The organism is Bradyrhizobium sp. UFLA05-112 (assembly GCF_053572325.1).
In genome coordinates this window covers 11,623-24,969 of record NZ_JBANBK010000080.1, presented here as the reverse complement: position 1 = coordinate 24,969, position 13,347 = coordinate 11,623, and the positions used below count along the sequence as shown (strand labels likewise).

General features: G+C 56.3%; 12 protein-coding genes. 3 read left to right on the top strand and 9 right to left on the bottom strand.

Going from position 1 to position 13,347, the window contains the following annotated elements; all coding sequences use genetic code 11:
* Positions 1-270: 270 nt before the first annotated feature.
* Positions 271-1,248, bottom strand: a complete 978-nt coding sequence (locus tag SO180_RS33300) for a hypothetical protein (protein ID WP_449383054.1) — start codon at positions 1,246-1,248, stop codon at positions 271-273.
* 320 nt (positions 1,249-1,568) lie between these two features.
* Here SO180_RS33300 and SO180_RS33295 point away from each other — a divergent pair, with 320 nt between their 5' ends.
* Positions 1,569-2,516 carry a 2OG-Fe(II) oxygenase family protein gene (locus tag SO180_RS33295; RefSeq protein WP_449383053.1) on the top strand — a complete coding sequence of 316 codons (948 nt, stop codon included), beginning with the start codon at positions 1,569-1,571 and terminating at the stop codon, positions 2,514-2,516.
* A gap of 220 nt (positions 2,517-2,736) precedes the next feature.
* Here the strand turns inward: SO180_RS33295 and SO180_RS33290 are convergent, their stop codons facing one another.
* From SO180_RS33290 to SO180_RS33275, 4 genes are all read right to left on the bottom strand, one after another.
* Positions 2,737-3,717, bottom strand: a complete 981-nt coding sequence (locus SO180_RS33290; RefSeq protein WP_449383052.1) for an NAD-dependent epimerase/dehydratase family protein — start codon at positions 3,715-3,717, stop codon at positions 2,737-2,739.
* Between the two features lie 177 nt (positions 3,718-3,894).
* Entirely contained in the window at positions 3,895-4,548 is a 654-nt protein-coding gene (locus tag SO180_RS33285) for a PIG-L deacetylase family protein (RefSeq protein WP_449383051.1), read from the bottom strand.
* Positions 4,545-5,342, bottom strand: coding sequence for a glucose-1-phosphate cytidylyltransferase (locus tag SO180_RS33280; RefSeq protein ID WP_449383050.1), 798 nt, complete (start codon positions 5,340-5,342; stop codon positions 4,545-4,547). Before SO180_RS33280 ends, SO180_RS33285 begins: the two co-directional genes overlap by 4 nt.
* On the bottom strand, positions 5,339-6,658 hold the full coding sequence (locus tag SO180_RS33275) for a methyltransferase domain-containing protein (RefSeq protein WP_449383065.1): 1,320 nt from the start codon (positions 6,656-6,658) through the stop codon (positions 5,339-5,341). The genes SO180_RS33280 and SO180_RS33275 overlap by 4 nt, the downstream gene beginning before the upstream one ends.
* A 244-nt stretch (positions 6,659-6,902) precedes the next feature.
* Here SO180_RS33275 and rfbC point away from each other — a divergent pair, with 244 nt between their 5' ends.
* Positions 6,903-7,433: a dTDP-4-dehydrorhamnose 3,5-epimerase gene (gene rfbC / locus SO180_RS33270; RefSeq protein WP_449383049.1), complete on the top strand. Its 531-nt coding sequence runs from the start codon at positions 6,903-6,905 to the stop codon at positions 7,431-7,433.
* 83 nt (positions 7,434-7,516) lie between these two features.
* Complete coding sequence (locus SO180_RS33265; RefSeq protein WP_449383048.1) at positions 7,517-8,356, top strand: thioesterase domain-containing protein; 840 nt, start codon at positions 7,517-7,519, stop codon at positions 8,354-8,356.
* Positions 8,357-8,600: 244 nt separating this feature from the next.
* Here the strand turns inward: SO180_RS33265 and SO180_RS33260 are convergent, their stop codons facing one another.
* The 4 genes from SO180_RS33260 to SO180_RS33245 form a co-directional block, all read right to left on the bottom strand.
* Positions 8,601-9,932 (bottom strand): DUF4910 domain-containing protein, encoded by a 1,332-nt coding sequence (locus tag SO180_RS33260; RefSeq protein ID WP_449383047.1) that lies wholly within the window; start codon positions 9,930-9,932, stop codon positions 8,601-8,603.
* Entirely contained in the window at positions 9,929-10,981 is a 1,053-nt protein-coding gene (locus SO180_RS33255) for an NAD-dependent epimerase/dehydratase family protein (RefSeq protein WP_449383046.1), read from the bottom strand. The genes SO180_RS33260 and SO180_RS33255 overlap by 4 nt, the downstream gene beginning before the upstream one ends.
* A gap of 93 nt (positions 10,982-11,074) precedes the next feature.
* Positions 11,075-12,076: an SDR family NAD(P)-dependent oxidoreductase gene (locus tag SO180_RS33250; protein WP_449383045.1), complete on the bottom strand. Its 1,002-nt coding sequence runs from the start codon at positions 12,074-12,076 to the stop codon at positions 11,075-11,077.
* Positions 12,073-13,263, bottom strand: a complete 1,191-nt coding sequence (locus tag SO180_RS33245; protein WP_449383064.1) for a DegT/DnrJ/EryC1/StrS family aminotransferase — start codon at positions 13,261-13,263, stop codon at positions 12,073-12,075. The genes SO180_RS33250 and SO180_RS33245 overlap by 4 nt, the downstream gene beginning before the upstream one ends.
* Between the last annotated feature and the right edge of the window lie 84 nt (positions 13,264-13,347).

Genomic DNA, 13,347 nt, shown 5'->3' with positions numbered 1-13,347 from the left:
GTAAATCGCGCGCGCGTACCCAAATCGATCAAGCCGCGTCCAGGCGGCGCCTCGATCCTGCGTACGACTAAGACCTCACCGGGGCGCATGTATCGCGAGTTGCGTGCCCTCCCGGTTTCAGCGGATCTCTCGGACGCGCAGTTGAGCCATTGCAGGTGAGCACTTCGGCACCTCGGGGCCAAAGAGAAGATTCGTGCGACTCCCGTGCAACCATCGAACGTGCGGCATCGAACATTCAGAAGCCGACATCCAAAACAGGTCGCTCTGCATTCACTGGCGATTTGACTCCGCGACTCGGCGGACCCATGCCTCGCGCCAAAAGGGATAGATCTGACGTGGGCAGAACCAACAGCCGGGGGTGCGCTCGCCAGAACAGACGGCGCCCTCAAGGATGAGGCAGTCCTTGATCTTGAGCATGCGACCAGTCTTGTCATCCACAATACGTCGCACCTTGTCCCTAATGCGAAACGTTCGGCCGCAATAGGGAAGCATCTCACGGTCGAAGGAAAGCCCGAGATTCAGACCACTCTCGTCAAGTGTGGCCGCAATCTCGGTCGGCGACCGCACTTGCACGAGATCACCGGGCTGGAGATCACTTGACGCTCCCCCTTTGGTACAATTTCCTGGGCCTCGCAACGGTAGCGGCCGGAGCAAGCCAACGCGACGTGCAAGCTCCAAGATAAGCCCCCGCACTAAAAGGCGGACGAAATGCAGAGAACCAAAATTGCCGTTCGTCAATTCACGCCAGTACTGTGGAAGATAAGACTTTTTCAGCTCCGTGGTGGCTTTGAAGGCATCGGTTGCCTGACAGCGCCACACCTCGGATCGCTGGCCTTCGATCTCGCGCACTGTACGCGTTCCCGCCTGCGTGAGACGATCAAGCTTGGCGGCGGCCTCATGGCTCTCATCGCCTACACCTGACTTTTCATCAACGCGACGAAGCCAAGCGTCCTTCCAATAAAGCAAGCAGCCGGCCTGGCAGCCATCGTGACCTGCCCCGTCGCAACGGGGACTGTCGAGATAGACCGTGTCGGACATGCGACGGCTTCCAGTTGACGCGATCGTGTCACAAATCCTGTCCACACGTCGAGTTACCGTGAAGCGTCGTCCCGCATAACGGGCCATCTCTGGCATGAACGGCAGTTTCTCAAGAGCGGCATCACTGTCCAACGTCGCGAGAATCTCCGCCGCGGACCGGACTTCAACAACATCGCCTGGGCGCAACGGACGCTTATCTGCAGATGACATGGTGTGTGCCTTGCAACAAATTGATCATTTAATATAGCCCTATTATATTTATTATTCCATGACAACATCAATTGTGATGTCCGTGCCGTTGCCCAGCACCACGAGGCGCCGCTATTCCAGCCAAAGATCGAGCTCACCCGACCGGAAAATACTCAATAAGAACAACATCAACCTGTCTGCTGATCCAAAGACCCCTTGCATGCGCGACTGAGGTTAACATAATTTTCAACAAGGCTAATTTAAATATTGATTTATTTAAACATTGATTTATACCACCTCCATCGGAATTTATTAAATCGGCAATCGAGGAGACGCGCCTCATGAATAACACCGTTTTCTTCGACTCGAACGTTTCCGACGATATCCGACGCCAGCAACTGTACGATGGGCAACTCTTCGTTTACGGCGCCCGGCCGAGCGTTCTTGCTCTAACCAACTTTGCGAGGTCGATGATCGAAGACGCGTTCGGCGGGCTCGATCCGAGAACCGCTCAAAAGAACATGGAAGTCGAGCGTTACGCGGACATTCTCGGAAAGCTGAAACCAGCCTTCATTCACCATCCGGAATCGAAGCGTCACCTCAAGGCGGTTTTGGAAGATTTCGGCTGCGATTCGGAGAAGACCTTCTTCGACGTACCTCGAATGCGCAGCTCCACGAGCGATAACTATCTCACGACCGGTATTGCATTCGCCTGGCACGCTCACCGAGATACCTGGTATTCGGCTCCCCCCTGCCAGATCAACTGGTGGCTGCCGATCTATGATATCGAATCGAACAACGCCATGGCATTTCACCCGCGGTATTGGACGAAGCCCGTAAAGAACAGCTCTTCCGACTATAACTACTATGTATGGAACAAGATGCATCGCGGGGAAAGCATTGCGAAGCTCATCAAGAGTGACCCGCGTCCGCTGCCACGCGCAACCGAACCAATGGAGCTTGACCCCCAGGCTCGCCTCATTTGCCCTGTGGGCGGCGTCCTGCTGTTCTCCGCGGCGCAAATGCACTCAAGCGTACCCAACACATCGGGCGTAACCCGCTTCAGTATTGACTTCCGGACCGTCCATTTGGACGACGCCGCCGGAAAACGAGGTGCGCCGAATATTGATTCCGCATGCACTGGAACCGTCATGCGGGACTATCTCCGTTGCACAGATCTGTCGCGAATACCCGAGAACGTCATTGCACTCTATGATGATGGCACCGAGGCCGGCGGAGAACTGGTCTACGCCCCGAAGACCGTAGGCGCCGAAAGTCGGGCTACATAGGATCTGGTGCCGCGCCGCTGATCGTGCCAACCGGCAGTGCCGTTTGGCTGCCCGGTCGACTCGTAACAGCAGCCAAGATAGGTTTCGCACCCCGCGGCATTTTCGTAGTGGCACTAAAGGCCAGCCGATTCCGCGGGTCAGATCTCGTATGACGCACGGAGGGTCGTCAACACGCCCGGGAGAAGCCGCGCCGACGTTGCCTGCTAAAGCGACAGACCTTCTAGCCGAAGAGTTGGTCTCGTGCGCCCGCTCTGTCCGGAGGTGTGGCGAGGCGTGATCTATACCAATCGACCGTGCGGCGCAGGCCCTCGTGCAGCATTGTCGACGGGCTCCAGCCGATCGACTCGTAGGAAGCAATCAGATCTACTGCCCTTGGCCGCTCAAGAGGTCGATCCGGAACGGCCCCGAACAGCGGTTCGGGGGCACCTGGAATCAATTGTCTCAACTCCTGAACAAGCTCCCGGATCGAGCATACCTGGCCCGACCCGATATCAACCGTGCGACCATTGGCTCCCGATGCGTACGCGCACGCGACAAGGCCGTCGACTACGTCATCGACGCAGATCCAGTCAACAAGCCGAAAACCGCTGCTCAGCTTGGGGCGCTCGCCGCGCAAAAAGGCGGTGGTGACATAAGGGACCAGCTTTGTGAGGTCGGTCTGCCCCGGCCCGTAAACCATCGAGATCTTCGTCATGACGGCCTCGGTCTTGTACAACGCTTCGAACATTCGCGCGTAAGCGGCCGCGGCTCCTTTTGCGGCGGCATATGGCGAACAAGGCACGGAATCCACCTCGTCCGGCTCCTCTAGCGAGCCCGCAAAGACGATCCGGCCGGCGCCGTTCTCAGCGGCAGCAAAAAGAAGATTGAATGCGGTGAGGAAGTTGCTTTGCATGATCGGCAGCACCACGTCGAGGCTGCGCGACCCCGTCACCAGACTAGCAAGGTGATAAGTCTTGTCAGGCAGGACGGTCCGGATCAGCTCTTGCGTTGCCCGCAGGTCGATCAGATCGGCGTTCCACCAACGAATCGTAGCGGCGCGCGGAGCATCGCTCATATCTCCACCAATCGATCGCCACCAGGCCACTACATCGACCGGCGGCTGACGCGAGACCGCGTGCAACTCTACGCCGGAAACCACCAGCCTCTTGCACAGCTGCGCCCCAATGAACCCTCGTGCTCCAGTTACCAGTACCTTTTCCATAGCTGCATCCTGGAGCCTGAGCCGGAAAGTGGAAACCGGTTCCCAAAACGATCATGTTCGAACGAAAGATAGAGCGCGTCGACGAGTCGAAACAACGGCATTCCCACCAATGCAAAAGTTGCCGAGGTCCATCAGATCCGGGCTCAACCTTTGCTCCTTTGCCTGGGTGCCAACCGATCAAGCCAGCGAGAGTTTGCGCGCGATAAACGCTTCCGCATAGCGTTCCTGCGCCCGACACTCCATCCCCCTCAGCCGTGCCAAGCCGAGAAAGGTTTCGGCATCGAACCACTGCTTCGAGCGTTGGCTGCCGAAGTGCGCGACGAGCAAGTCTACTTTGCGCTGAATTGCAGATGCCGACACCGGCATATATAGATTCGGTCTCGCCATATCGCCATCCCACTTGGGTATTTCGTACTCTAGGATGAGATGGCCTCGGAAAGTATTCCAGGCAAGACGAGCGAGCTGTCGATGGTCCTGATGTGCGTCGTCGCTGCGGTGCGTGAGGATGACATCGGGATCAACTCGATCTTTCAATTCCTCGAACCAGACCTTGATCTTCTCACCCTGCTCAGGAAAGAAGCCGTCTCGAAAGGCCATGACCTCGATCTTGCTGCTCGCGGCCTCCCGCAGAAAATCACTCGCGGACGCTATCGCTTCCTGTTCGCGCTCGCCAGCACCACTGAGAACGCACCAATGAACGTCGAGGCGAATGCCTTGGTCCAGCCAGCTAAGCAGTGTTGCTCCCGCACCAATTTCGATATCGTCAGAGTGCGCCCCCAAGCATAGCACCGATAGCCGATCACCCCGTCCAGCGATCTGAAGCGTCTTCACGAATTCACCGCGACCGCAACCTGGTTGCTGAGCTGCCACGGCGTATCGCCACGTTCGATCATCTCCTCGAGGACCTGCCTGTCCCTGAGCGTATCCATGGCGCGCCAAAATCCTTCATACCTGTATGCCATCAGCTCGCCGCGCTCGATAAGGCGCTTGAATGGCTGAACTACCAACTCGTCTCCTTCCCGGATGTGGTCGAATATCTCTTTGCGGAAAATGAAGTATCCGCCATTGATCCAGATCTCGGATTCCTGACTCGCACGTATCTGCTGTACCGTGCCATTCTCATCAAATTCAGCAAGGTGAAATGTGATTGGCGGGTGTATGGCGATGAAGCAGCCAATCTTGCCGCTCTTCCGGAAGCTATCGATCATGTGCGGGAGCGGTGCGTCGGTCAGTCCATCGCTGTAATTGGCGAGAAACATTTCCTCATCCTCGACGAGATGGCGGACCGCAAGCAGACGCTGACCAATGTTGCGCCATATTCCCGTGTCCACGAGTGACACGCGCCAATCTGGCGGCCGGGCGCCCAGCAATTCGACCTTCTTGCCAAAATGGGAGATTACGCAGTCAGTATTTGCCGCCTGCTTATAGTTCAGAAAATAGTCCTTCACCACGTTTGCTTTATAGCCAAGACACAGAACGAAATCCCGATGTCCATACTGGCTGTAGTATTGCATTACATGCCAGAGGATCGGCTGATGACCGATCGGTATCATCGGCTTCGGGATACTCTCCGAATACTCACGGATCCGGGTACCAAGTCCTCCGCAGAACAGAACTACCTTCATGGCGCAAACTCTCGCGGATCGATAACCTCTACATTCGGAATGGGCACCACCAACTTGCAGCCCCAAGAGCTCACGTGACGCATCTGTTCGACGATTTCGCTCTTCAAATTCCACGGCAAAATCAAGAGATAGTCTGGCCGCACCTCGTCGATCGCGGAAACCGGACGAATCGGAATGTGCATTCCGGGCGTGTAGCGTCCATGCTTGTAGGGATTGCGGTCGACGGTAAAGTCGAGAAAATCTGTGCCGATCCCGCAGTAGTTGAGCAACGTGTTGCCTTTGCCAGGGGCGCCATACCCGCAGATCTTTGCACCCTTCTCCTTGCACTCAATCAGAAATGACAGGAGCTGGCGCTTGGTGCGATGAACATTTGCAGCGAATCTGGCGTAGCTCGCAATGTCCTCAAGTCCAATTTCTCGCTCGCGAGCGAGCAAGCCATCGACCTGCGGAGCTATCGCGTGTCTGCTGTCCTGATGGCACAGATACACACGCAGCGATCCTCCGTGTGTTGCAAGTTGTTCGACATCAAATATTTTCAGGCCGTGCCTGCGCGCAAGGCGATCGATGGTGACGAGCGAAAAATACGAGAAATGCTCATGGTAAATGGTGTCAAACTGGTTTTCCTCGATCAAGCGCTCAAGATGTGGGAATTCAAGTGTGACAACTCCATTCGCCGCCAGAAGATGAGCCATTCCGGCCGTGAAGTCGTTGAGATCGGGCACCTGCGCCAACACATTATTACCGATGATGAGATCGGCCTTGCCACCTTCCAACGCAAGGCGCCGGGCAAGATCCAGCCCAAAGAACTCAACCAACGACGGAACATTCTTTCCCCGAGCGGCCTGGGCCACATTCGCGGCTGGCTCGATTCCGAGAACGGGAATCCCCAACGGCAGAAAGTGTTGAAGCAGGTATCCGTCGTTGCTCGCAATCTCAACTACCCTGCTCTTGGGCCCGAGAGCAAACCGCGCTGCCACCGCTTCGCAATAGCGACGCGCATGCTGAACCCAGGAGGTGGAGTATGAGGAGAAATACGCATACTCCGTAAATATGTGCGCCGGTTTGACGTACTCCTGCAACTGCACCAGGAAGCAGCCGTCGCACACGAGCACGCGTAACGGAAAATAGGGCTCCATCTGATCGAGTTGATCGCCAGGCAAGAAACTCTCGCACAGCGGCGACATTCCAAGATCGATGAACGTCGTTGCGAGCTTTGCGCCGCATAGGCGGCAACACCCCCGGGGAGACGTGTCGATGCTCACTTTTGCGGTTTGGCGTGTCGCCACCTGGATTGATTCTGCTTGACTGGTAAACATCACTATTCGACGCCCTGCTCCAACGCCGGCCTTGAACCTTAAGCCAGAAATGAACACTGCCCTATAATACACACCCGCATTTAAATTTAAATATGGTTTTGCAATAATAAACGCGCTATTTTTGTTAATTAAATCACCAAATAAACCATCTTGCGCCTGCTCTCGCCAGAAGACAAAGCCTGCGGGACGGCGGGATGAGCAGAAGGTTCCTCCCAGGTTTGGTAATCCAAAGGCAGTCATTCAGATGGAATTTTGCCCTACAGAGCTCCATGAAGCCTATCTCCTACGACTTGAGCCGGCGCACGACAGACGCGGCTTCTTCGCTCGCAGCTTCTGTGTCGAAGAATTCGTGGCCCGTGGACTCGAGGCCGATTATCCGCAGCACAGCATTTCATTTTCCGCGCGCAAGGGAACTCTGCGCGGCATGCACTACCAGAACGCCCCGTACGGCGAGGCAAAATTGGTCCGCTGCACCCGAGGCGCCATCTTTGACGTTATTATCGATATCAGACCCGACTCACCAACCTATCGCAATTCGCAGGGATTTGAGCTGTCGAGCGCGAACGGCGACCAACTCTACATTCCGAAGGGGTTCGCGCACGGGTTCCAGACGCTTTGCGATGATGTCGAGGTGAGCTACCTGATTTCCACGCCATACCAGCCTGATTTCGCCCGCGGCATTCGCTACGACGATCCGGCGTTCGGACTGAATTGGCCGCTAGCGATTGCGGAAATTTCCGAGAGGGATTTGCATTGGCCTGATTTTTCCCAATAGAGCGCACGAGCCTTGTACAAGGGTCAGCTCAGTCGGCTTCTTGCTGGCATTGCAACGCAAATTCTTGAATCAAATGGTGGTTTATGGCGGCCATTCTCCAGCTCAACGCCAACTCCGGCTCTCTGGTCCAGTTGAGAACGGGCGCAGCGGATGCGCCGCTTTTCCTCTTCTGCGGAGGCGACGGCAACCCCCACGGCCTCTCAGCACTGGCATCGCGCATACGCAACTCAAGAGCGTCGATTGGCATCGATTTTTGTCGAGGCGACAGTCACGGTAAGTTACCTTCGACGGTCGAAATTATGGCGGATCGCTGCTGCTCTGCAATCCGCGCGTTTCAGCCTCGCGGGCCCTATCACCTTGTTGGCTATTCGTTTGGAGGCCTAGTCGCGATCGAGGTTGCGCGCTTGCTTCGGCAGTCGGAAGAGGAGATTGGGCTGGTAGGACTAATCGATACTCGGTTCGACCAACGCTTCTGGCCGACGCGTATTTTTCTCCGCTCACAAGCGCACCTGATCTGCCGACATCTCGCGATCCTCGTCGGAGTACCACTGAACCAAGTCGTTCCGACGTTTTTCCAACGCTCTCGGCGACTGGTCTATCGCTTGCTGAGACGACAAATGCCTGCCTCTCGACCCACCTCGACGACACCGGTGGAGTCGATGAGCGCTATCGAACAACACTGCAGAGCACTGATGGCCGAATACCGTCCAAGGTATTATGCGGGAAAGATCACTTCGTTCGAGGCCGACAATCACGATGCATACGGTTGTAGCCCGGCCGAGCTCTGGCAGGGAATGGCTGCTGACATCGAATGCCGGTCGATAGTTGGCACCCATGTCGGCATCGTGACTGACAGCGCATCGCTCAATGAGCTTGCCGCGGCCCTCGACTCCGCTCTTATGGCCTGCCTACCGCCCCCTTGAGCTTGGGATTTTCAACCATCTCGGCCTTTGCAGTGGAGCCGCCGGCTCGACCGCAATGCGGTTTCCCTCATTCTCGTTTGACCTATTTGCGACGTGCTTCGGATTCCGGTCACCCGAGAGATGACGCGGCGTGTTGGGCGGTGCCCCCGAAAAAAGCCCTGCGTCACGATCTCGGCGACTCTCTCTCATCCAGACCAGCGCTCCACTTGCATACTGATTGGAGCTGGCATCGTTACCCAAGCATCTATTTTGGTTGAGCAACGAACAGTGGCCTCAAGAGCCCGCTCTGATACAGTTGTTGCGCTGCGACCCCGATTGCAGAAAATGGCAAATTAGCACGCTCGGCAATGTCAAGTAGCGAGTGCGCTCCATCAGAAAGGTTCAGTATCCACAGCATAGCCATGTTGGCAGCTACAGCGCCCTTGTCTCCGCCGACCGGTCCATAGAGTCCGCGCCGTCCGAGTTGGGGCTCGCATTTCGGCAGTGTGTTGCAATACACCCCGTTGTTTTCCACGATATCGATTGTCTCGGCAATGAGGCGGTACGACAGGGACAAGTGGTTGGGTGCAATGAAATCGAGATTGTCGCCCGACGTATGGTACTCAGGAATTTCACCGAATTTGCTGCGCTGGAAAAGCCCTACCGGCAAGTTAAATCCGGGCGAACAATACTGGCGTTCGTCATAGCCGTAAGGAGAAAAGTCAAGGATCGTCGGCGTCAGCCCGGAGTGATGCATCGCATGGATAACCGCCCGATCGATCTCGCTATCGCCGCGCCGGCTCTTCTTGTAGGTTGGTCCGCCACCATCTCCAACCATGGAAACGATCAGCCCGTGCTTGATGCGTCGGCACCGATCCTCGTTGCGCGCTAGCCACGTAATCGCGCCGATCGTACCAGGCGCAAACAGAAACCGGTAAGTATATCGCGTCGGCAGTCCCTTCATCCGCTTCGCAAGGTGTGTCAGCAGCGCGATGCCGGAACAGTTGTCGTTGGCGAGCGAGGGGTGGCACACGTGGGCCGAGAGCAAAAATTCATCCTCGGATTCGCCCTCGTGCAGATACTCGCCGTATGTCAGGTATCCGTCCTCGAGGGTCGAGTCGATGACGACCTCGTAGGTCTCGTCTCTGAGCCCCTCAAACAAGCGGTGGCTCATGCAGAATGCCCAGTTCTCCGCGTAATATGATGTTCGATAAGGGATCCGGTCGGGTTGATCCGGCAACGTGTAGACGTGCTGCTTCAACTCGCTCAGCGAGACATGCTTTCGCACCGGCACGCTATAGCTCATGACATGCAGATTTGACCGAGCGAAGTCGAGAATCTTCTCGCCCCGCTCATTCTTGATATACGCATCGCGAATATTCCATTCGCGGGGGACGACCCAGTCGAAGACCGCGGTTCCAGTTGGTACCTCGTGGATCTTAAGATCGATATGCGTGCCGACCGCACGCAGCGTTTTCCGTACCCCATCTCCGGTGATGCTACGGCAGATCGGGTATATCTCCGCAGCAAAGGCGAACAGATCTTCGCCAATATTTTCGCTCAGAAGCAATTCGTTCAACTTCAAATGATCATTCATACTTCAGCTTGAAGATGCTGCTTCGCGTAGCGCAAGTCCCGATCAAGCACTCCGTCGCGGACCAGCTTCCGAATATGGCCAATCCGCTGATATCGCGCTCCTTCGAACTCTTCCAAGGTCACGTTGGACAAACGATAGGCCCTGTAAAGCTGCTCAGCTCCCATTCGGGCATCCCAGCGCGGCTGGAATCCCGGCAACTTGCGCCCGATCTTCTCAAAATTCACCCGGTAGGAACGCGCATCTGGACCCGCACCGTCGGCCAATTCGATCCTGCAATTCGGCACGACGCTCGCGACGATTTCGGCCAAATCTCGAATTCGATAATTGTGGGCGGTCTGGCCGACATTGAATGCTTCATTGAACACAGCCTCGGCCGGCGCCTCCAGGGCGGCAATGAACGCTCTTGAAATGTCTTCGATGTGGACGATCGGACGCCACGGCGTGCCATCCGACTTCAGATGAATCTTCCCCGTCGTGAACGCCCACGCAACCAGATTGTTCAATACGATATCGAAGCGTAGCCGCGGTGAGAGCCCGTATGCCGTTGCGGGCCTCAGATATACCGGACAGAATCCATTGCCGGCCAGTGTCGATATACCTTGTTCGGACGCGACCTTGGATTCGCCGTAGGCCGTCACGGGATTGAGAGCGGCGGTCTCGTCGATCATCTCATCGCCGGCTTTCCCATAGTTGCTGCATGAAGAGGCAAATACAAAGCGCTGCACGCCGGCCTGCTTGGCTACCGCAGCCATTCGAACGCTTGCGCGATGGTTGATTTCGTCCGTCAGCTCAGGCTTCAAATCTCCAAGCGGATCGTTCGACAGCGCAGCAAGATGCAGTATTGCATCATAGCCGACGAAGTCAGCCACCTCCACATCTCTGACATCCTTCTGAATCGTGGGGACATCGAGAATCGAGCCGCCTGCCGAGTATGTGCATCGAGAATAGAGATTACTGTCTAATCCGGTCACTTGGTGGCCAGCGCTGACCAGCATTGGGGTCAAGACGGTACCGATGTAGCCAAGATGTCCAGTTACAACAACTCGCATTTCTTCCTCTCCAAGTAGTGTCTTTTCAGGAACGGGGCTGCCTCACGCGTCCTGGCCAAGCATCGCACGCTCGACCGTCGACAGTCAGCGAACTCACGAAGCTATCCCCTGTTGCTCACGGGCGGCCGCGAACCCACGTTCGGCGCGCCACCACTTCACAAGATCAGATAGCCCCCGCTCAAGTGAGATCGTGGCGCGAAAGCCCAGAAGACGTTCCGCCTTGCCCGTGGCAGCCAAGCGGCGCGGAGCCGGATTGGTCGAGCGTTCGGGTGCGAATTGCGGAACTACCTCGCTACGCCCCATCACTGATGCGAGTGCTGAAGCGAGCTGCACGATGCTTGTTTCGATGCCGCTTCCGACGTTGAACACCTCGTCGCTGACCCTTGCCCGCGCAGCAAGGATGTTGACACGTGCGACGTCGCGTACGTGTACTAAATCCAACGTCTCTTGGCCGTCGCCAAAAATCACGGGAGGCATTCCGACTTCCAGCCGCTCCATCCACCGAATTAGCATCTCAGTGTAGCGTGCGTGGATATTCATCCGACTGCCATAGACGTCGAAATATCTGAACGCGACATAATCAAGGCCATACATATCGTTGTAAGCACGCAGCAGTCCTTCAATACACGCCTTCGCAGCTCCATATACCGTCCGGTTGCCATACGGATTCTGACGCTCGGTCGTCGGAAACTCTTCAGCCATGCCGTATACCGACGCCGACGACGCCGCGATGACCTTCTCGACGTCGTGCTTCACACAGAGCTCAAGCAGCTCGAAGGTGCCATTTACCATGACATCCATCGCCATCCGCGGTTCGGCGGCACAATGGGAGTTTCGTAGTGCCGCTTGATGAAAGACGATATCGGCGCTCTTGACCAGCGCCGCTACCAATTGGCTATCGCGTAGGTCCCCGTCGACCAGCCGCACCGGCCCTCTCGTCAGCGGCCGTCGAAGATTCTCTGGTCGACCAGTCGACATATTGTCGAGCCCGACGATTTCGGTGCAGCCCTCGTCGCACAGCAATTCTATGATATGCGAACCGATAAACCCGGCGGCACCAGTAACGAGAACGCGTTTACCCTTGAGGTCAATCAACACCACTCTCCTGCTGCTAACCTGTTAGGCCTTGTCGCAACGACTTTCTTCTGGAATGCGCCATCATCGCGGAACACTTGAGCTTCGGATCCCGCGATCGTCTTCAGTTCGGCTGCGATGGAAGTGATTCGGTCCGGCGACAATTCCGGATAGATCGGAAACGAGAGAAATTCCCGCCCAAGTCTCTCGGTCACCGGGAGATCGCCAATTCGATATCCAAGTTCGACGTATTTCTTCTGTAGATGGACCGGGATAGCGTAGTGAACACCAACCCCAATCCCGGCGTCGCGTAGCTTCTCGATCACCTTATCACGACATTGAAACCTGACGGCGTATACATGATAGACATGTCGGCTATGGCTGGATGGCTGCGGATGCGCGAGTGACCTATCCGACAACACCCGATCATACTGCATGGCGATGGACCGACGAGCTTCGGTCCAGAACTCAATATGGTTCATCTTAACGTTCAGCACGGCAGCTTGAATTTCATCCATGCGGTCGTCATATGATGATGGGACAACCTGATCACTGTTGTCGCCCTGCTTCCAATCGAGCAGCCGTGATATCCGACGGGCAAACTCGGGGTGATTTGTCGTCACAGCCCCAGCTTCGCCATACGCTCCGAGATTCTTGTCGGGGTAGAAGCTGAAACAACCGAGGTCCCCGATCGAACCAGCTCGCCGGCCCTTGTACTCGGCGCCGTGGGCCTCTGCCGCATCCTCGATGACAATGAGACCGTGCCGGCGGGCCATCGACATAATTCGGTCCATGTCGGCCATGAGTCCATGTAGGTGGGCCGGCACTATTGCCTTCGTCCGCGGTGTGATTGCCGCCTCGATAGAGGCCGGGTCCATCGTCCACGTGACTGGATCGACCTCAACGAAAATCGGCGTAGCGCCCCGGCGGACAATGGCAGCCGCTGCTGCAGCGGAATTCATTGACACCGTGATCACCTCGTCGCCCGGTCCAACTCCGGCCGCCAACAATGCCAGATGGAGTGCCGTCGCGCCGCTATTGACGGCTCGGCAATAGCGGACGCTACAATAATCGGCAAAGCGCGCCTCGAAGACGCCAACCTCAAGCCCGCGCGCAGATTGCGCACTTGCGATAGCACACGCTATCGCGGCTTCGATCTCCGGCCCGATCGTGCGAGCTTGTGCTTTCAGGTCCAGGAACGGGATCAATTCAGCTACCACGATCGTCGTTCTATATGATTTAATAATTTAATGTATCACTATCATTAAATCAAATAAATTGTAATAATCTGG

Bases quoted from the DNA above. Each gene is read 5' to 3' on its own strand.
- SO180_RS33295 (WP_449383053.1), top strand. From the start codon at position 1,569: ATGAATAACACCGTTTTCTTCGACTCGAACGTTTCCGACGATATCCGA.
- SO180_RS33300 (WP_449383054.1), bottom strand. From the start codon at position 1,248: ATGTCATCTGCAGATAAGCGTCCGTTGCGCCCAGGCGATGTTGTTGAA.
- SO180_RS33260 (WP_449383047.1), bottom strand. From the start codon at position 9,932: ATGAATGATCATTTGAAGTTGAACGAATTGCTTCTGAGCGAAAATATT.
- SO180_RS33265 (WP_449383048.1), top strand. From the start codon at position 7,517: ATGGCGGCCATTCTCCAGCTCAACGCCAACTCCGGCTCTCTGGTCCAG.
- SO180_RS33290 (WP_449383052.1), bottom strand. From the start codon at position 3,717: ATGGAAAAGGTACTGGTAACTGGAGCACGAGGGTTCATTGGGGCGCAG.
- SO180_RS33275 (WP_449383065.1), bottom strand. From the start codon at position 6,658: ATGTTTACCAGTCAAGCAGAATCAATCCAGGTGGCGACACGCCAAACC.
- rfbC (WP_449383049.1), top strand. From the start codon at position 6,903: ATGGAATTTTGCCCTACAGAGCTCCATGAAGCCTATCTCCTACGACTT.
- SO180_RS33255 (WP_449383046.1), bottom strand. From the start codon at position 10,981: ATGCGAGTTGTTGTAACTGGACATCTTGGCTACATCGGTACCGTCTTG.
- SO180_RS33280 (WP_449383050.1), bottom strand. From the start codon at position 5,342: ATGAAGGTAGTTCTGTTCTGCGGAGGACTTGGTACCCGGATCCGTGAG.